Source organism: Providencia sp. 2023EL-00965 (genome assembly GCF_033550225.1).
In the GTDB taxonomy this organism is placed as follows: domain Bacteria; phylum Pseudomonadota; class Gammaproteobacteria; order Enterobacterales; family Enterobacteriaceae; genus Providencia; species Providencia manganoxydans.
The window spans coordinates 57421-77487 of record NZ_JAWUEH010000003.1; the positions used below are offsets into that span (position 1 = coordinate 57421).

Consider the following 20067-nt stretch of genomic DNA (forward strand, 5'->3'; position numbering starts at 1 on the left):
GTTTTACTTTCTCTTGGAGATATTCATCATGGCTAAATATATTAATTTTGATACTTCTGTCGTTGAACCACAAAGCGGCTTTACCGTTGAAATGATTGATGACCTCATTGGTTACGTGCATGGCAATTCACCAAAGCGTAGTGTTAGTTTGTTTGAAAACCTACCCGTTTTTGAAGAGTCTTTCGTGATCAATACGTACCACCCAATGGCCCCGGATTCACTAGAAATACACTTCTTCCGTGATGAGACAGGTAATTGGTGGCCGTACATGACCGTTGATGCACTGTGTTTAGTGCATACGTTAACGACATACGGCTACGGTCTGATGGGCTCAGAGGGTTAAGCAATGCTGATACCTTATGTGTCTTTCACATCAAATAAACGGTCATATTTAATCCGCGAAACCTCAATTTCTCAGTCCTGGCCTGATAGTCGCCATGCTGATGTTGAGACCTTTGTGCTCTCTACTGGCAAAGTGCTTCGCGCCACCAACATTAAACGTTTTAACTTCATCGATATTGCTGCACATCAGGATCCTATTCCTGTCACAGTAAACGATAATATTAACTTCTGAAAAGCAAAGGCCCCGTAGCGGGCCTTTCGTTTTGGTGAACTGTATGAGTGCTTGTGCATTGATTGAATACAATAACGCTTCCGCGAAACTGCGTGGCGTTGTCGTTCCGGGTGATGAAGCTTGTATTAAATATGCTTTATCACGTTGGGCAGTGATTGCATTTCGTATCCGCAATACAGACGACAAATTCACCCGCATACCGGTTGAGGATTGGATGGAAGGCATTCAGGCAACTGTTAGCCCCTCCCCTGCTCGCGAACGCATTCTGGCCGCATTGGCTCGTTGCAAGCCCGGTATCTTTTAATTTTCTAAATTCATAAATCTATTAAAGAGGTACGTATGTCTCATTCTGTCGAATTGAGCATTTACGGATTCGTATCTGAAAAGATGCGCCTTTGGCCCACTTCTGATGTTCAGGAGCAAGCTGACTTGGCGTTAATTCATTCCGATATGTTAACTGTGAAATTGCTTAACGATCGTGGACTTGGCATTGCCAATACTGCGTTTGGTATTAATCAGAACGAATCCCAGGTATTAAAGCTGGCGACTCGTTTTGCGTATTGTTGTGCATGTGGCCGTTTCTCCGACCCTAGCCTTGACCTTCTCAAAAAAGAGATAGTCATGCTTGGCCGGAGTTTGTGTTCCAGGTTCTTCGACTCAACGATGGCTGAGGCTGTTCGTTTCGTGGCACATGAGCCCGAGTTCATGAAAGAACAATGTGTTTGGTAATCCTTACCCTTCATTTTTATCTACAGGAGTATTTCTCATGCGTTACGTTACCTCTGACAATAGCTACACCACAACTTTCCCTATCGCTGTTCGCAACATCCTTTTGGAAATTGTGCCCGTTGATGAAGAAGATTACTCGCGCGGTTCTGATTTACGCGATGATCTCGGTGTGGTGATTAATGAAGAAACCTATATTGACATCAATCATCGCTTTGCTGATTTGGAAGGCGAGGTTCGGACATTGCTTGCAATGAACCGAATTGGTGTTGGTACGGAATCGTTCAATGACCCTGACTGCCCTTCGCTGTCTGTTAATCAAGCATTATTGATTAACTTGGCGATGGACTTGAATGGGGTGATTCATACCAGTTTGTACCGGGATTTGTTTAAGAAAAACTCATTCTGCGCGCAGATGTTGGTGAGTATCGTGGAGATGGCTGAGGCTGTTTTGTCTGATAATGAAGAACCGGATGTTTTCAAAGATTCTCTCTTTGGTGGTATCTACTCTCGTTACACCATCGGTTTAAAAGCACACCTGTTTCACTAATTGCTTTTTTGCTGTCCACAAACTCTCTTTCACTGGTGATGTATGAAAAACATATTTAAATTCCTGCCGCTGATTCCTGCGGTAATCATTGTAGCTGCAACGGTATTTTTCAGCTTTGATGTCATGACTATGGTAGTTGTTATTGTTGTCATGTCTGTCATTGCTGCCGGTTGTGTTGCATTGGCCGCTTATTTCATCGTGCTCATCCTTCAGGATGTCTACGGTAAAATTATGAAACTGCGTCACTCTCTATAACTTCGATTTAACTTCCCCTCCGCACAACATCCTCGTTGTGCTTAACTTCCCTCAGTGAGCCCTAAAATGAAACTTAATACCCTTCGCTTCTTCTCTCTTGTTTTTACTGTTGCAATTGCTGTCATGGTGATTGTTTTCGGTAGTCACTTTGGCATCAAGGTGACAGAGGACTTTGTCATCAAAGTTCTTTTGATTGTCTCGATGCCGATCGCGTTTACTCGCAACAAGAGCAAATCGTAATTCCAGCCTAGGGTAACCACCCAAAACCCTGTCTTCGGACAGGGTTTTTTTTTGCTTTTTTTTACCAGCCATAACCGGAGCTGCATTCACAGACAACGGAAGGATGGTAAACAAAACGCAAGCACATGCGATTCCTTCAACCCTTTGAGAACACCGGTTTTTGGCCTCATTTTGCTGGCCTTTTTTGCCGTTTTCCTTGCCTGTGTATGACAAAATGACCGCTCATTGATTCATCAGATGAGGGATTTGATGAAACTTCTCGTATGTGCTCACAGCCGTTCGATGCTCATGCCTGTTTTTAAGCTGCCAGCCATACTCTGCACTGACTCTAACCGTCTCAGCTTGCAGCGTGAACTTGAACGTAAGTACGGCGGACGCATGACCCTCGATGAGGCCTGTAAGGAAATTGGTATAAAACCCGAAAGCATCATTAAGAAGATCGGGCAACAAAGATATAGACACTATCAACTGTGCCAACAGCTTGAAAAAGCCAGGGTTTTTAAGGGGAAAAACTCCTTTTTTTGGACTGACAGGATAGCGGCAATTCTTACCAAAGGTAATGAAGATGAAATTCCAAAGTTTCAATAAAACAGTCATCGCTACCCTGGTATTTGGGGTGCTCTCTGCTCATGCGGTAGCAGAGGGTGGCAAAGATAATAAACCAAAGGCTTCCAACGGGCAGGTTACCGCTGGAGGTACCTCGTTTCTGGATGGAAAAGAAGAAGGCTGGTTCTGGAAAAAAATGCCTCCTGAACCGCCGAAAGAAATCGAACCTGAGACTACTGTTGCTAAAGCGGACAAAACCGAAGAGCAGGACAAGCAAATGCCTGTCCCTGAACCTTCCGTTGCGGTTACTCCTGAAGAGGGGCCTGAAGCCTTTACCGTGGCCTGGTACCGTGAAAACGTACAGAAATTACGTGACCGCGCAATTGACGAGCCAACCCAGGAAAACGTCCGGGCCTATTACCTTGCGCAGCGCATTATGTTGGACAAGGCGAGCCGGTTTACTGATATGGCGCGCTTAGTGACATCTACAGATCCATTGATTGATGAAAGCAGTCGTCGCTCTACGTCTACCTTCGGCGCTATGGACCAGTCTGCGGAGGCTGAAAAAAACTCACGGCTTGTTATAAAAGACATTGCCACACGCGCTGGGGTTTTCTTTTTCTTCCGTGGCGAAGATTGCTCAATCTGTGTGAAACAAGCGGCGATCATGAATACGTTCACTTACATGACCGGTATGAAAGTTATTCCAATTTCGATTGATGGTAAACCAATGCCTGGAAACATCATGGAGAACTGGCGTGCAGATACTGGTCAAGCAGCAAAATTGCAGATCACCAACACTCCTGCGCTCGCACTGGCTATTCCTCCAGAGGCAACGCGGATTCTTTCATTCGGGCCTCTCAGTGCCGATCAGTTGATATCCCGCACAATCATGATTGCACATGACTCGGGGCTCATCACCAACGAGCAGTACAAAAGCACGCTTCCATATAACGACAATGGGTATATCGATTCGAGCATCCTGAAAGATATGCCGGAAGAGTACCTGGAGAACTCGGACGACTTTATCAAATACATTCAGAAGAAATCTGGTTACGCAGCATCTACAAAGGCGAAATAACAGTAGCGGGAGTAACAAAAAATGGTTTTACAACATCAAAAATCTAAAGGGCTCAAACGCACTATCTTAGCAATATCGATTGCTCTGTCGGGTGTGTTCACGTCTTCTTCCAATGCTGCGGATATCAGTACCCAGCTCGATAGTATGTTCGGTTCAATGTCCAATGTAACTGGCGCGGGAGATTATCACAGCATTACTCGTGATGGGTACACTGGTGGGGGCTTTGTTCTCCGAAATAAACTAAGAACTCTTACGCCAGTCACAATCGATCTTCCTGCCGCGTCGGGCGGCTGTGGAGGGATCGACCTTTTTGGTGGGTCTTTCTCATTTATCAATGCCGAGCAGTTTGTTCAGATGCTACGTAACATCGCCGCTAACGCGGCTGGTCTGGCTTTTCAGCTGGCACTTAACGCAATGGATGCAGTTCTGGATAATGCCATTTCAAAAATGCAGGCTGTTGTTCAGCAAATGAACGATCTGACCGTTAACTCCTGCCAATTAGCAAAAGGATTACTGGTAGATACAGCTTCCGCATTTGGTGAAAATGCCAAAATGTCCGTGTCATCCCAACTCTCGTCTGATGGTGTTGTTGACCAGTTCAAGGCAATGTGGGGTAACTCAGGTGGTGGTGAAGCCCCAGAGAAAGTCAAAGGTGATACAGGGAAACGTAAGCCTTGTGGCGACTATGGCAACCTCATGTGGTGCTTGCTGCAAAATGGACAGTTCTCATCTCAATTCGAAGGCTCTGAGCAACAACAGAAAGAATTGGTTATGTCTCTCACTGGTACGATTATTGTTGGAAAAGATATCAGTACAGACAAAGACGGATCCATTAAAAAAAGCGTTGTTCGACTTGGCCCTCTGGCAACTAGCTCCGTGTTGGATTCTATTATTCATGGTGACCCCGCCTTCCATATGTGGAGTTGCGTAAACCAAACCGAAACGTGCGAAAACCCAGTGCAACAGCAAATTGGCTTGAATGGCGTTGCTAACACCATTAATAAATTCTTCATTGATGATGGGTATCTGGTTTCGGCAAAATCGGGTGGTGAAGTATCTAGAGAGCGGCATGAACAGGCTGGGTATTACAACGTTGGTGGCGCTGGTAATAAAGCTATCATTTTGGCAAGGCATGACCTGAACGCCAGTCATTCGTATATTCGAGCCATCTCACCTGTCCTATCCTACTCGGCTGCGAATCAATACCTCAGTGATCTACTAACGGCCGCAGCAACAGGGGCCCGTATGGCGCAGTCTAACGATGATTCTGCTTCAGCTTACTACGAAGAGATGTATAAGTTGATAGAAGATGCGCGACGTAATTTGGCAATTTCCTATAGCACATTAGCGGCCAGATACGGCGGTGAAGAGAAGATCCAGGAAACCTTCCAGTCCTACATGCAATCCCTGCCTTTAACTGAATATCAAGGTGAAGGGTCGGTAGACGGCGCACTCTAAGAGGATATGAGTAAATGACTCAGTGGAACGTATATACCGTTGGTGACATTGAATTTATGCATAATGTTTTCAACGCAGTTGCAATGCTAATGAATAGTGGGATGTTCTCAGATCTATTTCGCATTGCTGCATTGTTAGGGGTGATCGGGATTGTTATTTCATCGGCTATTTCAGCAGGTAAAACCGTCTCCTTCCAAAACATGGCCGTCTGTATTGTCATGTATATGGTGTTCTTCCAGGTTTCGGCTCGTGTCAACATCGAAGATGTTACTAGCGGACGTTTCCGTGCAGTTGATAACGTTCCGGCAGGCCTTGCAGCATCGGCCTCCATCATATCCACTGTCGGGTATTCAATTACAGAAAAAATGGAGCAAGCATTCTCCACTCCTTCAATGACTGAGTATGGTGCATTGGATCCATTGGTGGCAATGACGTCTCTTTATGACACATTAAAAAACCCAATGCGCTGGTTTTTAGCCAACGAAAAACCGCGTGTAGATTTCGCCAGAAGCGTGGAAAGTTATATGAAAACCTGCGTGACTAAAGATGTTATTCGGGGGGCGAAAACCTACTCAACTCTTTATAGAGGCACTCAAGGCGTGCAAGGGCTGAGATCTGATGACCGCTTCCAGCACGTCGTGCTTTATGATGGCAATATGGTGGGCTGGGCTCCAGGAATGGAAGATATGAAAGGTGTATCTTCACAATATTCTTGTGCAGATGCTTTTGATAAATTGATCATGCAACATGCATCCTCTTCTGACATGTTCCGTAAAGCCTACCAGCGTTCTTATGCCGCTTTGGGCCGGACTTGTCAGGGCGATGGTGACGTCTGTAATACGAGCAGAAAAGTTCAGGAGATCATGAATTTTTACAACCTAAGCGGTACAACGATGCGTGATTTCCAAATGACGATGATCATGTACCCCTACCTTCGTGATGTGCCTAAGTATGGATATGAAGCCTCCTTCCGAGGTGCCGCTGCTATCACCCGAACTCAAACGCAAACCCAACAAGCCTTCCAGTGGGCATCCTCCGGCGCGTCTTTCCTGTCTTGGATGGCGGCGTTTATGCCAATTTTCCAAGGGCTAATCTATGCTCTTACGCCATTCATGGCCTTTTTATTCGGTCTGGGCATTATGGGTGTTCGCTTGGTTATGAAATATTTTCTGGTCATTATCTGGACTCAGACTTGGATGCCACTGGCAGCAGTTGTAAACATGTACGTGCTTGTTCACACTCAAACTAACTTGTCTGCCATTTTCAATGGTATAGATCCGATTTCATTCGATAAGCTATATCTGATGCTATTTGAAACTCAAAAAAGCATCGGCCTTGCTGGGAATTTATATGCGATGATCCCTGCATTGGGTGGCTTTATCGTATGGGGTAGTTCGGTCGCCTTTAACTCACTGGCAAACTCCGCCGCTGCGCCTCACGCAGCTGATACCAAGCAGATGGCTCCTGATGTATCGAACGCGCCAGCCATGAACAACCGAAGCGCTGATGTGAACTTCGATCGCTCCAGTGGGTCTGTCATGGGTGGTGCATCTTCCGCATTGCCTAAATTTGATATGAAGCAATCTGCTTCTACTAACCTCGCCAGCGCTAAACAGAACGTCGAGTCAGCCTCGGTTGAACGCTCTGCATCAGAAGGGAAAATGTTCCAAGAGGTTGCTTCCAACATGCGAAATGGAACCCAGTCTCAACAAAGCCAGGATGCCATGCAAGCTGCTTTGGGTTCTCTAACCTCTTCCCAGCGTTCGTTTGTTCAAGATGTCGCTTCGCGTAACGGGACTTCCGAAGCTGAAGCATTGACAGCTTTGAATATGGGCTCTGTTCAAGGTAGCGCTGAGGCATCTGCTGGTTTGAAAATTGGAGGGTCTGGTGCCTCAGTTTCTGGGTCGGCATCCTTACAGCGTAATGAGTCAGCTTCAAAAGGTAAAACTCACACGGCGGACGCGAGCTACTCAAGCAGTGATAACGCTTCAAACAGTGACGCGCTAAGCTCGCAACTCAGTCAAATCAGGTCACAGTCTTCAATGGCTTATTACAGCAGCATGCAGGCAGCAGGACAAAGCACTGCGGCAACCCAACAATACGGTGAAGCTTATAAAAAACAGGAGTCGGCTCAAAAATCCTATTCTGAAGCACAACAGTATTCGATGAGTAGCTCTCTGGGCCAAAACATGAACTCAGCACAGATTGCGCAATCCATTGGAGGTAGCAACGAAGCTCAAGCCGCACTAACTCAGGTATTGGCTGGTCGCGAAGACTTATCTCAGCGGATCAACGAAGATACAGCACGCCTCTCTTCACTAGGGATGACACAGGAAGATGCGCATACATTCGCTCAGTTCAGCGCAGCGGCTTCAATAGGTCAAGCTGGCGAAGTAGCTAAACTGTCAGGTTTCGTTAGTGGAGGTTCGCAACAACCAGAGGTCAGCGCTGATGCTGCCAGGGCAAACCAAGGGATCGCAGCTAACGCAGAGCAAGCCGAAGCGCATATCGATAGTATTGCTGGTGGTGTTAATAATGGTTCAAGTTCTACCCAGGGTCAGGCAGCAGCAGGCATAGCTGGTAATTATGCCCAATCAGCACCAGGCACAGCCCAGGGGCACGTTATTGATCAGCATTTCGATAATAAAGGACAGGTTGAGAATCATGAATCCCGTTCAACCCAAGAACTCAACACTATGAGAGGCAATGCTGCACGATATGAACTGGTGAACAAATCAAATTATGGAATGACGGGGGATGCGATGCCTAAGGTTCAAAGCGCCTTAGACAAGGTTTCAAACGGCATTAAGCCGGGGGGGTTCTCTTATCAGGAAGGTTACGGTCAGGGACAGGAAATGGCTTCTCAAGTAACTGGTGTTGGAGGTGAAAGAGGCGAATACGCTAAAAATGCCATCTCACACTTGTACGGTACCGTCAAAGACAAAGACAATACGCCAGAGCAAATGGAACACGCTCGTATTCAGGCCTTCCACGCTGTCACCCTCGCAACCGGCGGTGAATATGTGAACGGTAGGCTTGAAGGCGGCGATCAGCAGCTAGCAATGGCGATTATTGGCAAGGTAGAATCCACGAAGAGCAACATGCATCGTACTGATGCTCATGTCGTAAAAGAATCTGTCGAGGCGCTGATGTCTGATAACGAGAAGAAATAACCCTTAACATACAAAAGCCTCCAGTCGGAGGCTTTTTTTTGGCCTAAAAAACTCAACCGATATAGAGCATATAAGCAGCGGGAACGCTGAGTACCAGCCAAAACATGCAAAGCGCAATGTCTCTTTGGATCCCCGGTGGTTTGGGTGGTGACTTTTTCGTGCTTATTGGAACTCTGTGAACCACAATGGGGGGTAGATAGGCTACGCCGTGTGCGCCAAATGTACTCATGTTTTACTCCCAAATATCAGTAAAAGAAAAGCACCTCGTTTTGCTGCCCTTCTTTGTTGCCCGTATACGTCATTGATTTATGCTTGCTCAATGGCGTCTCTATGCATTGATTCTCTCACAGTTCTTTCAGGTGACGAAATTTTCTGTGATACGCCTAGCCATCAATGCCTGCAATCTACAAGGTGATTACGAATGATAACCCTTTTTAGGAAAAATTGGTTTTCAAAAACGGTCTGCACGTTGTTCACGATGAGCCACTTGGGTGTAGCGATGTATGCCCCCTACGCTTACTCGGCAAACTCGGCAGCAAATGCTCAGTCAGCGGTTGAATTCTATAAGTCTCTACCCGGTCTTTCTGCAAATAGTAACGGCACTGTTCAGTATGGGGATGGTGAGGCCGTTAACTTAAATAACGTGTATCCTGGCGAGGCGTCATCCACCTCCCTGGATCAGCTGAAATCCGTGTATGGTAATGATGGTGAAACCCAAAAGTTAGGCTTTGATACTGGTTCTGCACTTGCCTCTGAATCGTCATTGCGAGGCGAAGCCTATCGCGCCGTTTCAGGCTCAACGAAAACGACTGCAAAACTGAAAGCCACGGATTCTATCTTTGACAAACACAAAGATTTCTTGGCGAACCAGGATAAATACATGCAGGATCTGGATGACTGCTCAATGACCTCCGAACTGAATACGGACGGTGTTAAGCAACACATTCCTGATTATAAAGAGTGCACTCGCACCACCAGCGTCAGTGGCACCTATCGTTTAACCCACCCTTACGTGGCAGGCTTCCTGAGCCATAGCTCCGGTTCTGCCAACATTGAAGGTTGCGGTGAAGCCTGCGTAACTCTTTGGGTGGGTAGAGTCGGCGATAACTACTGGGATGGTCGTTGTAAAATATATGAAGAATATACAGGTGTTCGCGTTTACAACCCGCAAGCCATTTCCAGTGCAAAACTGACTTACGCAACCTGGGATGATTATATGCAGATCTACCTTGGTGAGAAAAAAGTATTTGCGGGCCCTGTTGCAGGAATGAAGGATGCAGGTACTGATGGGAAATACCGACCTTGGAACTACAGCAAAGGTGAGTTATTCCCACCAGAAACCGAAGGGCCTTGCGAGTTGGATACCAGTTGGCGTGTTGATCCACAGGCTGACGTGACTCAGAACTTCCAGGAAGTACAAGACGGCGATGAACTGATTTTCAAAACACGCGTTTCAGTTTATGGCAATGGTGAAGGCTATGCGAAATTGGAAGTTCGCTACGACCCATCTAAGGCCGTTAGCAAAGATGAATGGATTGCCGACAACCAAGAAGGGTTCAATACTTTTCTGGATGCAGTCAATCAGGGTTATTGCCAAAACTATTCGGTCACCTGCAATGAAACAGTCACACCTGACGCGAATGGCTGCGCTTATATCAATGGGGTTACTGTGTGCGAAAAGGATCTTAAAACACCACCGATCGGCGGGCTTTCCCCATTCTGCCGTAGTGCAACCGTTGTATCTAACTGTGGTACTGATGCCGGAGTGAATAACTCATGCAAAGACTTTGATAATAACAATGCCTGCAAATTTATTAAGTCTTCCTGCATCACAGGCGCAGCTGGTGGGCAAAGCGGTTGTTGGCAAGCTTCTGAGACCTGGGACTGCGGTCAAGATGTTACAGTGCCAAGCACTACACAAACCGAGACTTACCAGTGTGCTGGAGCGGTGCAGTGCATCAACGGTACCTGTTTAACGCCAGAATCGGAACCTAGTGGAGACTTCCAAACGGCAGTCGCAATGCTTCAAGCGGCGACTTACGCGGTTAACGAAATGACCTGCGGTGATGAAACTATCAACGTCAATCGCACTTGCACCTTATTCAAAGGTGAAGCTGCTACTTGTAAATCAGCACTGGGTGGCTGGGTCGATTGCTGCAACCAGCCTGTTGATGTCAGCTGGATTGAGTATCTTCAGCTAACCTACTACACCCTGAAAGTTTCAGATGCGCTGGCCGTTAAAGCGGGCATGTTCGAGCAAGGTAAAGGCATGTTCGACATGGGTTCTGAATTGGCTAACAGTGCTATTGATGCAATCACTAAACCTGCAATGTCTGCACTGGATAGCTTAACTGGTAATGCAGGGTCAGCGGTTGCAGATAAAATTGCAGATCTCGGTATCGGAGAAATGATGGATCAGGCGGTGGGCACTTTAACTAAACAAGTTGCTCAATGGACTTTGGACACCTTTGGTTCGAGCGTAACAAATGCGTTATTCCAGGCCGGGGGCACAGCTGCTGGGTCAGAATCGGTTGCTGCGGTCGGGTCCGACGGCGCATTAGCCAGTTCTGTAGAGCTGTCTTCCACCCTTACTTCCGCTATTTCCGTTGTCGGTTATGCCTACATGGCATATCAGGTTGCAAACATCTTGGTAAACATCATCTGGGCTTGTACAGCAGATGAATTTAAGCTTGCTGTGAAAAAAGAAACCAAACTTGCGACCTTCATCGATAGCTGGTGCCAATCCAAAGTGTTAGGGCAGTGCATTGAAAAACGGTCAAGTTACTGCACGTTCAACTCACAGATTGGGCGAATTTTCCAAGAACAAGGGCGCGCCCAGTTGGGCATTGGTTGGGGTGATAACAAGAATCCGGATTGCCGTGGCTTAACGTTGGAAGAGTTTGGTCGAATTGACTTCCAAAAAGTCGATCTGTCGGAATGGATTGGTTCACTTTACTCAGCCGATTTACTGCCAACGCCCGAATCAGTCAATCTCGACAGCATTACCGGTTCAGGCAGCATTCTCAACGTTGACGGTAAACGTAAAAACAGCCTCGACCGTTTCAAGGATGGCGTTGATAGCGTTGATATAAATGACCTGAAGGATAAAGCAGGCGCTTCAATACAAGTGCGTTAATCATAAAAAACCCCGCTCAGTTTTGGCGGGGTTTCTACTTTCGTCTGTAATATTAGTTTTTGAATTCAAGAACCTTACCGTTGTAAAACACATACGGAGCATGCTCTTGGGAGGCTGGCACAAACAGAGCTCGTTTTGCACCAAGGGCCACAGATAGTTCCTTCATCAATGGCATGTTTTCTTTTTTCGCCGCAAGATAGAAGAAACAGGCCGATGCGTACCCAGAGCGATACTCTTCAGGGCTGACTAAAACAGGCGGTTTTGGTAGGTGCCCGGTTTCTTTAGCTTTACTTAACGAGAACCAACTCCAGCTCTTGTCCTGCCCGCATAGTTCATATTCATTAAAACCTGCCATTTTAGGGGCGAAGGTTTTAAAGGCTTCAAACATTTGAGACTGATCTACTTCCCGGTCTCCCCCTGCCCAGGAACCGAATAAAACAACCCCATCAGTATAAGGCTGAGGTCTTTTCGCGGTTAAAAAACCTGTTAAAGCAATGAATGGATCTTTAATAGCCAACCCACCAACAACATCTGCCGTACCGGCACCTGACCGTTGAGTTTTGGCAACCTCTCCTGCTCTTACTGGATTCTCAAGTGGGAGAATACGCCCGCCGTCAACCAGCTTGTTATAGATGACATAATTATCACCTGCATCTGTAATTTGGCGCATCTCCATTGCACGGGCAAACTGTAAAGCCTCCGACGGATTGGTATCCACCGGCATCGGAACAGGTTTAGAAGCACAGCCCGTCATTGCCATTGCCAGAGTAATCAAAGAAGCGGTCAGAATCTTTTTCATGTTCGGTACCTTATTCGTAGAGTTGCAGGTAAGTAGTTTTTCGTGTTGAGAGCATAGTAACCCCGCCATGACAGCTGACGAAGAAATCTGGCTAAAAAAAATCCCCTATTGTTTAAATAAGGGATCTAACACTGTGAATTTGATTTAAATTGAATCTTTCCAAGCGGTTAGCACTTGCTGGTGGCTGCATGTCGCATCTTTCGTGCAAGGTACTTTAAGGGCTGGTTCGAAATTTCCCGGAATAAATTCCCCTTCCAGAGGGGGGATTTCTGTCTTCAGTTCCGGGTCGTAGAAAACAAAAGGTGCATTCACTTTGTTTACCACCCATCCCCAACCAACAGAATCTGGAATGATATACCCCGCCGTGGAGGAAATGTCTTTCACGATCAGCCGTTTCTTGAACTCGCCAAACTTCGACTTGCAAAGCTCGGGCGAGTCCAGCTTTTGGCACAGATTCACGCGCATATAACCGGGAGCAACCAACTGGCTGCCAGGCAACGTATGAAAAGTGCATCCCTGCAAAGCTAACGCTGTGAATATTCCAATCAAAGTTCGCGTTTGCATTAATGAGCCTTATCTTCGCAGAACGGGCACTTATGCTTTTTATTCGAACGATCACCATCAAAGGGAGTGATAAAGGACATTTTACAATGTACGCATTTCACCATTCGGATCTCATCAGAACGGAAGTCACGCGCCAGTGTCCAGGCTTCGTTCGGATGAAGCATAACATCCGCCGCAATAGTCGGTCTGAATCGCATATTTAACTCGCGATACACTTCAAACGAATCGACCACTTCACTGATGTCATCCTGATTGCTAGGGTCCTTCGCGCGACGTAGATAGATGCTCATAAAGTTGGTTGCCTCCATCTTTTTTGGCTGCGAAGCCAAGAAGGTTTCCGACAGTTTCAAGCGTCCGATTGCCACTTCTTCCTGACCGAACTGTTTTTTCAAATGGTCAATGAGTCGGTCACTTGCATTAAGCGACGTGGTAATGATACGACGACGGAAGCCCAGTTTGACCATCCGCTGTGCCAAAGCAAAAATGTCTTCATCTTTTACGAGTGCGGCTTTCATAGATCTGTGCTCCAATGTTCAAAACGTAATTGCAAATAAGCTGGCAAAGTCATGTGCGGGTTATCACTGCCAAAAACAGAGCTCCACTCCCCAGAAGCGAGCTCCCGCAGCGAACGAACCGGTTTGATATACAGTTCGCCCTTGATGATGGCGTCAATGGTTTGACTATCGTCAAGCCGCTCAATGAAATTCAACGCTTCATCGGAGCCCAACCAGTAAAATGACTCGGCCAGCGTGCCGTTGAGAATTTTCACCCTGATGCTGTACACGAGAAGTGCAAGCCGAAGAATATAGGAGTCATGCCGGACGAAGTTATCCACTTCTGTAAGTTTGCGTCCAGGCATGTAGTCAACTATAAAAACAGGTACGTTGTATGATTTAACAGATTTTGTCAGCTGCGCTAGAAGGTCTTTGTCTTTTAACACTAAGCGATCATCTTCAGACAGAACAAACGGACTGCGGAAAAAAGATTGCGCGCGTGTTTCCAGTGAAGCAGCGCAGCTCAATAGCGATATGTTTTCATTAACCATTTTCAATCAGCCTCTTCCAGATTCTGAGCACATTCGTACCGTACCAACGCGCTTTGTCACGCAGTTCCGGGTTCGGAGTGTGATAACTACCTATTGCTAAAACGATGTCATCTGGGGAGTTTTTGATAGCGTTACATAACACTTTCGCGCCAACCCGAATGTTAGTGTCTACATCCAGAAGATCCTCTGGCTTGCTGACATACTTCCCGTTCCAGCGATAGTTGACCTGGGCGATACCGATATCGGTTACTTTAGATGCGGCTATGTAGCGCTTAAGCGCGCGCTTCGCATCTTCGTAGTTTTTTGGATAGTAGGCACCGTAAACTGCATTATTCAGTGCCCAAGGGCTTGGGGCGACATAACCGCCGCCACCGGCACGCTGTTTGCTTTCCCACAAAGCAACGGCGTATAAGAGATGCGGGTCCAGACCGCATTCATTCTTGGCATGTTTTTCCCATGCCGTTCCTTTCAAATCAACCACCCCAGCTTGTGCCGGGAGTATTTGAGATGAGAGGATTACTGCTGCCACACTGGCGCTTAACAGTAATTTACCCATTTTGTTTACCCCTAACCCAACAGAGTGGCTTAGCCTAAGCGGAACCGCTTACGCGGCAACGCGGTCTCTGTATGGATCGATTTTTCAGCGTTAACATCGGTATCCCTCTCAGTAGATTGAGTATCTACTGATACCGACAATGTATTTTCGCTTCCTGCCTCGCTCTTCATCAACACCGCCCCACGCGGCTCCGAAGACTCAATATTGCTTCCTGGTATAACGGATACTGCTTCTACTGCTTTTGATGCCAACGGCTGAGCTACTTGCTGCTTTGCTAACTCAGGTTGGTTTTCAGAATAAGACGATTGTAGACCGGTCCCCACCGGCGACGAAATATTCTGCCCTGTTTTTCCTCCTTTTGCCAATTTTTGTGAGCGCGGCTTCTCGCTTACCTTTCCTTTCTTGTAGATGTTGGGCGTTGCCTCACGCCCTAACCCTTCAAGATAAGCCCTGTTCGCCAGGGCAACCAGTGCGCTACTTCTTTTGCCTGGTGGACAGGACTCAAGGTACGCAGCGAGCTCGGGACAAAGAATGTCATTAATCGTCACCCGTAACTGCATTACGTATCCTTATCCGTTATTCGTCACCGTAGATGACGGTGTCAACGCCGTAGTTCCAGAAGCCAATTGCGTTGCTTGCGACCGGATTTGGGCTCGTTACAATACGGGCATTCTGGAACGCTTCGCGCACGGCCTGCTCATAATAAGGAGCTCCACCACCAGCGGTCACAATGATGTGAATAGCCCCTAACGCACGGACATTTTTGCGCAATTCTTTTACTACGCCACCAGCGATTTGCGGAATAACTTTGCTTAGCAGCGGTTTTACTTCAATGTGGCGGGCACCATTGAAGAACGAAGCCGCATCTTTGCGTAACGCAATTTCGACCATTTCAGGAAGATCATCACGCCGCTCATGCGGGTTTTCTTCATTGAGAGTGCGAACAATTCCTTCAATGATCGTGCTGGTGGCTTTCAGTGAAGAGCCGCTGGAGCCCATCACGCGGCTACCATTACTGAAGGCCACATAGTCCATCGAGAAAAAACCAGGGTCGATGACCAGAATATTAGATTCTGACAGTTCATCTTCACTGATAAAGCCTTCGCGGTTCGCGACATCGTTGATAACACCAACACCTTGCGGGATTACCATCACTTGCTTGACCGTCACTTTTGTGGACGGATTAATCGTGAATGTACCTGTCAACCTGGCGACCAACTTGGAGCGCTCGTTATCATCACTGGCGAGCCTTACAGGCAAACCAGTTACCAACAGGTCAATGGTGCTACCGACCTTCTCGGCAATTTTTGCCAACGAGCCAAAGTACAGCGCCAAGTACATTTCCGTGGTGTGATAACTGTCATGTAGTTCACGCCCATCTGGACGATCAGTAAATGCTCGCCACATGTTTCCGTTCGGGTAGACGGTGACTTCGTGGTCACGATTGCGCTTCACCAGATTTACATCCTCTTCTTCTTCCGTGGTGGCATACGCTGGGAAGATTGAGACGTCTGGTACAGAAGCAAAAGCATCGCCAGTCGCAATTTTGACGTTGCTATAACCAATGTCCACACCACATACGATCGCGTTTTTCTTACTCATTTGTTAACCTTTTATTAACACAATTACAGCTTGTGATACCCTTCCGTCCCCCCCATCCTTGCCACTTCATGCTGCTAACAAAGTGAGACAGTCGAGATATCACCCCGAAAAATTCGTTCGCCCCGAGACAATCGGAGCACATCATAGCCATTCGAAAATCACAAAACATCCTTTTTCATCGACAAAACGAGGACGAAAAAGGACATGATTTACGGCTATATTTAGCCAATTTTTAAGGCCAGATTTAGCCTTCATTCATGGCCTTTTTTATCCCTGATTTACGGCTAGATATGGCCGTAAATCAGGGCTATCGACTTAAAAATAATTCTTGTTTTTGGTACGGATTACCCCTCTCGTTTTATCATGGGGATAACCGCTGACGAAATTAACTAACCCAAATACAGGTCAGAAACTCACCGATTGAACCAAATTATTTTGAGTGGCAACACCTGCTAATCTTCATCTCTTTTCCACGATGTTTCGGCTGTTACCAGGATAGATTTTGATGGGACGATTTCGATCGCAAGCCGGAAAAGCGCCTCGTTTCGGGGACGAAAAACCTTGAGTTGATGTGCTGTTTTAGTGCTTAGTGTGCCTGGTGACTGGATTACGTAACGACTATTGAACTCTTATGCCTTTCTTTTCGCCATAAGAGTGTTAATCAAGGGAAATGCCACAAGATCACTCTGCTGCCATATTATATACGGGGTTAGTTAAAAGGCAGTGATTTAGCCTCTTTGCCCCCCAAAATCGCAGTCTTGCTCAAAAAGGTATTTTCATGTGTTCACCCAACAACTCTGATGCCTTTCTTTTCGCCATGAGAGTGCAAAAGAAGAGAAACAGTCCATGAGATCACTAAGGCGGCGTAATAATATTACCGCTTTTTTTGGGGGGGCTGAGTTTTTGAACCTATTTAGGGTGTTTTTGCTTTAGCCGGAAGAGATCTCATGTGGGGTAATAATAGGGGTTCCGTTTTTTTGGTCTTTTTGAATTTTTAAAGTGAGGGTAACTCTATGGATGTGGAAAGCTACATCAAGCATCTGGAGGAAAGCGTCAAAGCCTTGGACAGATCGGCTGATGTTTTGACTGCCGAAGCAACGACGCTGAGAGAAGATTTTTGGAAGCTGGCAACGGCCGGTGGTGAAAAAGCGCATTACTCATTCAACGTTGTTAAGCAGGGTCCATCCGTTCGGATCCGCTGGGCGAGGATGACTCCATTGCGAAAGGCGGGAGGGGAAATTGCAAGGGTGGTTCCGAAGTATTTGAAAGTGAACAAAGGGGAAAGCTATCCAGCGAAAGTTTTCACGGATGCTACACCCCGTGAATTGACGCTCATTGTTACTTACGAACCGCAGCTGAGTTTGATCCGTTCTGAGATGAAAAAGAACCGGGCAATTCGCCAGCTGTTATCCCGGCGGATAACAGAGAGTAGGAAGCAGCTTTAGCGTGGGGTTATAGCTGCGTAAACAAAACGACCGGTATGGTTAAAATCAACTCAAGAGGAATGTTGAGAATGTCTCACGAAAACGTTAACAGACACGCAACAATTGCAATCAGTGAAGTGTGCGCAAATTTCACCCGCAACCTGGGTACAAAACACGAAGAGTTACTTTGGGGACTAAAGGCGACCCATGAAGTTTTGGACGGTACTGTCGAAACGGTAATGACAATGGCGAATCACAAAAAGATCGCGGCCGTTAAGGTGTTGGCTGATACCAATAGTGATCTGGCTGCACTTGAAGTATTTGCGAAGGGTCTGCAACGCAACACTCTGGTGTATATCCATCATGCTGATGAATGGGATCAGGACGTTCTCTTGAAGGTGATGGCATTGTTCGGGGCGAGGGAATCGAAATGCATGCTGGGCTTCACTGAGCCTTCACGCTTGTGCTTCGGGATTTACATGTTCCTGGTCAGCTATCAAGTTGATGCTGAGAACAAGGTCTCCCGCTGGTCTCTCAATATGAGCGCGCCAATCCATGAGCTTGCCTCTATGAGCTAACTTAACGCATCGCCATAGCACATCTGAAGCCGGGCACCGTCCCGGTTTTTTACGCCTAATTTTAAACACGTCTCCCTCTGTAAAGTGAGCCTTCAGGCGATCAGTTAGTGAGCCTTTAGGCGACTCTCGGGCTTTCAACGGGCGCTGGGGTATCAAGAATGAATTCGGGATGGCCGGGTTTGTTTTTTTTGCGGTGACTATTTGCGATCGGGAAAGGTGGGAAGGTAAACGAAACAAGAAGGAGCGATTTTGTTTTTGTTTTGTTCTCGATGTGAATGTAATTCGGGTAAACAAAGTGAGAATGAGGTACGGAAATGGCGCTTTGTTTTTTCTCAGGGATTGCGGGCAATGATATGGGTGGGATTGTTTAGGGTGTTGAGTTAGAGCACTTCGCGGGTCGCGGATGGCGGGTTCAGTATGAGGTTTAGATGAGCAGGATGCCTCGAATGATTTTCCTCCGGGGGTTGTTGAGGGGTGTGAATGCATTTTGGATTTTTGGAGTGAGTTTCCTCCGGGGGTTTTGGGGTTTTTTACGGTTTATTCCACTGGGGGTGTTAACGGATTTGGTTTTGAGTCCGTCCCAAAACGGGCGCAAAACGAGGCCGATAACCTTTGCCTGATTTTTTTGGCTCCCGTACTCTTTGAGTCGTTTCTCGGGTGTGAAAGAGGGTTCAGCTTTCCACCCGGTTATTTGAGAAGGAAGCCCTGAGGGAGAGTTTTGGGGGTCCCCATAGTTCACGCTGTTGAAAAGTGTGGAGCCGAGCTTGTCGGATGCGGCGGAATTGCCACAGAGCGATCGGCGCAACGAGCATCTGGGGTGGGAGAGCGCACAGAGGTAGTTGCGTTGACGTTGAGCCTGGCGCTGGTGGATGAGATAGGTTTGGTGAAGTTACTTTGTGATTTCGCGGGCAAGGCATTCAGTGACGAAATTGGATACTCATCATTGGCTTCGTTAAGCAATTTCGTCACGGAGCGTATGGGTCTTAATATTCATCTGGTGATGTTGTGTCACAAGGTGGGTCACTCTGTCGGGGGCGAAGAAAGTGGCTTTATCGCGATTTGGTGATGAGGCTGGGCAGGGTTTTAAAGTTCTGAGTTTTGCTCTCGTTATCCGTGGGGGATGTCGAGGGCTCAAGTGATTGGATTGGCCGATCACGAACTAACAATCAACGAGGGGTAAGCATGAGCATCGAAGCGGCAAAGGCACCGAGTGAGTCTGGATTGTTTGGCACTAAAATACCGGCACCGGGATCTCTGTACTGGTTTAACGTATCGTTACTGTTTCTGGTTGTGGCGGGGATGAATGCCCTGGCTGATGGAGCGTTTCCGAGCCTGTTTATCTGTTTCGCTTTATTTGGTTGCGCGGTGTATGGGTGGCTAAGGCCATTGACAAACGGAGAGCAACGTTTGGTATCCGTTCCTGGTTTTCTGTGTTACGCCGGTTGCATGTGGGCGATCATGAACATTCAGCAGCATGTACTGCATGAACCAATTGGGTTTACTGGAACCATGTGTGTGGTGTTGAGCTCGTTCGTCGGGTTCTATCTGGGTCGCTATACCCGGATTGGGCGTTTCTCGTTGAAGCCTCTGACCGAGGAATAACGCGAGCAATATGCTGGATTTGAAACCGCCTTCACTTGGGCGGTTTTTTCATTTTGGGAACCGTGAACAGGAAAATAACTTGTTGTTCTCCTGTGAGGGGTTGGCCGAGAGAATCGCTGGCAAGTTGTGTTAATCCCGCTTTGTCGGAGGGTGCTTGG

Annotated in this window: 24 protein-coding genes; 15 read left to right on the forward strand and 9 right to left on the reverse strand. The window is 47.1% G+C overall.

Annotated elements, in window-relative coordinates; genetic code table 11:
- Nucleotides 1–28: 28 nt before the first annotated feature.
- Genes SC428_RS05260 through SC428_RS05285 form a run of 6 tightly spaced genes read left to right on the forward strand, consistent with a single transcriptional unit; the run spans nt 29 to nt 2105 of the window.
- Nucleotides 29–343, forward strand: coding sequence for a hypothetical protein (locus SC428_RS05260; RefSeq protein ID WP_042847229.1), 315 nt, complete (start codon nt 29–31; stop codon nt 341–343).
- A 3-nt stretch (nt 344–346) separates the two neighbouring features.
- Nucleotides 347–574 (forward strand): hypothetical protein, encoded by a 228-nt coding sequence (locus tag SC428_RS05265; protein WP_042847228.1) that lies wholly within the window; start codon nt 347–349, stop codon nt 572–574.
- A 43-nt stretch (nt 575–617) separates the two neighbouring features.
- Nucleotides 618–878, forward strand: a complete 261-nt coding sequence (locus SC428_RS05270) for a hypothetical protein (protein ID WP_042847227.1) — start codon at nt 618–620, stop codon at nt 876–878.
- Nucleotides 879–913: 35 nt separating this feature from the next.
- On the forward strand, nt 914–1303 hold the full coding sequence (locus SC428_RS05275) for a hypothetical protein (RefSeq protein WP_042847226.1): 390 nt from the start codon (nt 914–916) through the stop codon (nt 1301–1303).
- A 37-nt stretch (nt 1304–1340) separates the two neighbouring features.
- A complete protein-coding gene (locus tag SC428_RS05280; RefSeq protein ID WP_042847225.1) occupies nt 1341–1850 on the forward strand; it encodes a hypothetical protein in 510 nt (169 codons plus the stop codon).
- A gap of 42 nt (nt 1851–1892) precedes the next feature.
- Nucleotides 1893–2105: a hypothetical protein gene (locus SC428_RS05285; protein ID WP_042847224.1), complete on the forward strand. Its 213-nt coding sequence runs from the start codon at nt 1893–1895 to the stop codon at nt 2103–2105.
- Nucleotides 2106–2156: 51 nt separating this feature from the next.
- On the opposite strand, the gene SC428_RS05290 is transcribed toward SC428_RS05285, so the two are convergent.
- Nucleotides 2157–2558, reverse strand: a complete 402-nt coding sequence (locus SC428_RS05290) for a hypothetical protein (protein ID WP_042847223.1) — start codon at nt 2556–2558, stop codon at nt 2157–2159.
- Nucleotides 2559–2594: 36 nt separating this feature from the next.
- Between SC428_RS05290 and SC428_RS05295 the strand changes: the two genes are divergently transcribed.
- The 4 genes from SC428_RS05295 to SC428_RS05310 are packed head-to-tail and all read left to right on the forward strand — an operon-like array spanning nt 2595 to nt 8603.
- Nucleotides 2595–2933 (forward strand): hypothetical protein, encoded by a 339-nt coding sequence (locus tag SC428_RS05295; protein WP_166268095.1) that lies wholly within the window; start codon nt 2595–2597, stop codon nt 2931–2933.
- Nucleotides 2911–3972 (forward strand): conjugal transfer protein TraF, encoded by a 1062-nt coding sequence (traF, locus tag SC428_RS05300; protein ID WP_042847222.1) that lies wholly within the window; start codon nt 2911–2913, stop codon nt 3970–3972. Before SC428_RS05295 ends, traF begins: the two co-directional genes overlap by 23 nt.
- A 21-nt stretch (nt 3973–3993) precedes the next feature.
- Complete coding sequence (locus SC428_RS05305; protein ID WP_042847221.1) at nt 3994–5430, forward strand: conjugal transfer protein TraH; 1437 nt, start codon at nt 3994–3996, stop codon at nt 5428–5430.
- 14 nt (nt 5431–5444) lie between these two features.
- The gene (locus tag SC428_RS05310) at nt 5445–8603 is read left to right on the forward strand and encodes a conjugal transfer protein TraG N-terminal domain-containing protein (protein ID WP_052219375.1); all 3159 of its coding nucleotides are present in this window, start codon (nt 5445–5447) and stop codon (nt 8601–8603) included.
- A 52-nt stretch (nt 8604–8655) separates the two neighbouring features.
- On the opposite strand, the gene SC428_RS05315 is transcribed toward SC428_RS05310, so the two are convergent.
- On the reverse strand, nt 8656–8832 hold the full coding sequence (locus SC428_RS05315; RefSeq protein WP_200129300.1) for a hypothetical protein: 177 nt from the start codon (nt 8830–8832) through the stop codon (nt 8656–8658).
- Between the two features lie 192 nt (nt 8833–9024).
- Here SC428_RS05315 and traN point away from each other — a divergent pair, with 192 nt between their 5' ends.
- Nucleotides 9025–11739 carry a conjugal transfer mating pair stabilization protein TraN gene (gene traN, locus SC428_RS05320; protein ID WP_196053746.1) on the forward strand — a complete coding sequence of 905 codons (2715 nt, stop codon included), beginning with the start codon at nt 9025–9027 and terminating at the stop codon, nt 11737–11739.
- A gap of 52 nt (nt 11740–11791) precedes the next feature.
- Here traN and SC428_RS05325 read toward each other — a convergent pair whose 3' ends face one another.
- From SC428_RS05325 to SC428_RS05355, 7 genes are all read right to left on the reverse strand, one after another.
- A complete protein-coding gene (locus tag SC428_RS05325) occupies nt 11792–12538 on the reverse strand; it encodes a hypothetical protein (RefSeq protein WP_042847220.1) in 747 nt (248 codons plus the stop codon).
- A 144-nt stretch (nt 12539–12682) separates the two neighbouring features.
- Nucleotides 12683–13102 carry a hypothetical protein gene (locus SC428_RS05330; protein ID WP_042847219.1) on the reverse strand — a complete coding sequence of 140 codons (420 nt, stop codon included), beginning with the start codon at nt 13100–13102 and terminating at the stop codon, nt 12683–12685.
- The gene (locus SC428_RS05335; RefSeq protein WP_042847218.1) at nt 13102–13617 is read right to left on the reverse strand and encodes a FlhC family transcriptional regulator; all 516 of its coding nucleotides are present in this window, start codon (nt 13615–13617) and stop codon (nt 13102–13104) included. The genes SC428_RS05330 and SC428_RS05335 overlap by 1 nt, the downstream gene beginning before the upstream one ends.
- Nucleotides 13614–14147: a hypothetical protein gene (locus tag SC428_RS05340; RefSeq protein ID WP_042847215.1), complete on the reverse strand. Its 534-nt coding sequence runs from the start codon at nt 14145–14147 to the stop codon at nt 13614–13616. Before SC428_RS05340 ends, SC428_RS05335 begins: the two co-directional genes overlap by 4 nt.
- The gene (locus SC428_RS05345) at nt 14140–14703 is read right to left on the reverse strand and encodes a transglycosylase SLT domain-containing protein (protein WP_042847212.1); all 564 of its coding nucleotides are present in this window, start codon (nt 14701–14703) and stop codon (nt 14140–14142) included. Before SC428_RS05345 ends, SC428_RS05340 begins: the two co-directional genes overlap by 8 nt.
- A gap of 29 nt (nt 14704–14732) precedes the next feature.
- A complete protein-coding gene (locus SC428_RS05350) occupies nt 14733–15263 on the reverse strand; it encodes a hypothetical protein (RefSeq protein WP_042847210.1) in 531 nt (176 codons plus the stop codon).
- A gap of 16 nt (nt 15264–15279) precedes the next feature.
- Nucleotides 15280–16305 (reverse strand): ParM/StbA family protein, encoded by a 1026-nt coding sequence (locus tag SC428_RS05355; RefSeq protein ID WP_042847207.1) that lies wholly within the window; start codon nt 16303–16305, stop codon nt 15280–15282.
- A gap of 1013 nt (nt 16306–17318) precedes the next feature.
- Here SC428_RS05355 and mobI point away from each other — a divergent pair.
- The 4 genes from mobI (at nt 17319) to SC428_RS05375 (ending at nt 19909) form a co-directional block, all read left to right on the forward strand.
- Nucleotides 17319–17750: a conjugative transfer protein MobI(A/C) gene (mobI, locus tag SC428_RS05360; protein WP_042847206.1), complete on the forward strand. Its 432-nt coding sequence runs from the start codon at nt 17319–17321 to the stop codon at nt 17748–17750.
- A gap of 68 nt (nt 17751–17818) precedes the next feature.
- Complete coding sequence (locus tag SC428_RS05365) at nt 17819–18307, forward strand: hypothetical protein (RefSeq protein WP_042847204.1); 489 nt, start codon at nt 17819–17821, stop codon at nt 18305–18307.
- Nucleotides 18308–19157: 850 nt separating this feature from the next.
- Nucleotides 19158–19373, forward strand: a complete 216-nt coding sequence (locus tag SC428_RS05370) for a hypothetical protein (RefSeq protein WP_252446774.1) — start codon at nt 19158–19160, stop codon at nt 19371–19373.
- 116 nt (nt 19374–19489) lie between these two features.
- Entirely contained in the window at nt 19490–19909 is a 420-nt protein-coding gene (locus SC428_RS05375) for a hypothetical protein (RefSeq protein ID WP_144139060.1), read from the forward strand.
- The last annotated feature ends 158 nt before the right edge of the window (nt 19910–20067 follow it).

Bases quoted from the DNA above. Each gene is read 5' to 3' on its own strand.
- SC428_RS05295 (WP_166268095.1), top strand. From the start codon at position 2,595: ATGAAACTTCTCGTATGTGCTCACAGCCGTTCGATGCTCATGCCTGTT.
- SC428_RS05280 (WP_042847225.1), top strand. From the start codon at position 1,341: ATGCGTTACGTTACCTCTGACAATAGCTACACCACAACTTTCCCTATC.
- SC428_RS05285 (WP_042847224.1), top strand. From the start codon at position 1,893: ATGAAAAACATATTTAAATTCCTGCCGCTGATTCCTGCGGTAATCATT.
- SC428_RS05325 (WP_042847220.1), bottom strand. From the start codon at position 12,538: ATGAAAAAGATTCTGACCGCTTCTTTGATTACTCTGGCAATGGCAATG.
- SC428_RS05365 (WP_042847204.1), top strand. From the start codon at position 17,819: ATGTCTCACGAAAACGTTAACAGACACGCAACAATTGCAATCAGTGAA.
- traN (WP_196053746.1), top strand. From the start codon at position 9,025: ATGATAACCCTTTTTAGGAAAAATTGGTTTTCAAAAACGGTCTGCACG.
- SC428_RS05260 (WP_042847229.1), top strand. From the start codon at position 29: ATGGCTAAATATATTAATTTTGATACTTCTGTCGTTGAACCACAAAGC.
- SC428_RS05345 (WP_042847212.1), bottom strand. From the start codon at position 14,703: ATGGGTAAATTACTGTTAAGCGCCAGTGTGGCAGCAGTAATCCTCTCA.
- SC428_RS05350 (WP_042847210.1), bottom strand. From the start codon at position 15,263: ATGCAGTTACGGGTGACGATTAATGACATTCTTTGTCCCGAGCTCGCT.
- SC428_RS05275 (WP_042847226.1), top strand. From the start codon at position 914: ATGTCTCATTCTGTCGAATTGAGCATTTACGGATTCGTATCTGAAAAG.
- SC428_RS05315 (WP_200129300.1), bottom strand. From the start codon at position 8,832: ATGAGTACATTTGGCGCACACGGCGTAGCCTATCTACCCCCCATTGTG.
- SC428_RS05310 (WP_052219375.1), top strand. From the start codon at position 5,445: ATGACTCAGTGGAACGTATATACCGTTGGTGACATTGAATTTATGCAT.
- mobI (WP_042847206.1), top strand. From the start codon at position 17,319: ATGGATGTGGAAAGCTACATCAAGCATCTGGAGGAAAGCGTCAAAGCC.
- SC428_RS05305 (WP_042847221.1), top strand. From the start codon at position 3,994: ATGGTTTTACAACATCAAAAATCTAAAGGGCTCAAACGCACTATCTTA.
- SC428_RS05335 (WP_042847218.1), bottom strand. From the start codon at position 13,617: ATGAAAGCCGCACTCGTAAAAGATGAAGACATTTTTGCTTTGGCACAG.
- SC428_RS05340 (WP_042847215.1), bottom strand. From the start codon at position 14,147: ATGGTTAATGAAAACATATCGCTATTGAGCTGCGCTGCTTCACTGGAA.
- SC428_RS05330 (WP_042847219.1), bottom strand. From the start codon at position 13,102: ATGCAAACGCGAACTTTGATTGGAATATTCACAGCGTTAGCTTTGCAG.
- SC428_RS05265 (WP_042847228.1), top strand. From the start codon at position 347: ATGCTGATACCTTATGTGTCTTTCACATCAAATAAACGGTCATATTTA.
- SC428_RS05270 (WP_042847227.1), top strand. From the start codon at position 618: ATGAGTGCTTGTGCATTGATTGAATACAATAACGCTTCCGCGAAACTG.
- SC428_RS05375 (WP_144139060.1), top strand. From the start codon at position 19,490: ATGAGCATCGAAGCGGCAAAGGCACCGAGTGAGTCTGGATTGTTTGGC.
- SC428_RS05355 (WP_042847207.1), bottom strand. From the start codon at position 16,305: ATGAGTAAGAAAAACGCGATCGTATGTGGTGTGGACATTGGTTATAGC.
- traF (WP_042847222.1), top strand. From the start codon at position 2,911: ATGAAATTCCAAAGTTTCAATAAAACAGTCATCGCTACCCTGGTATTT.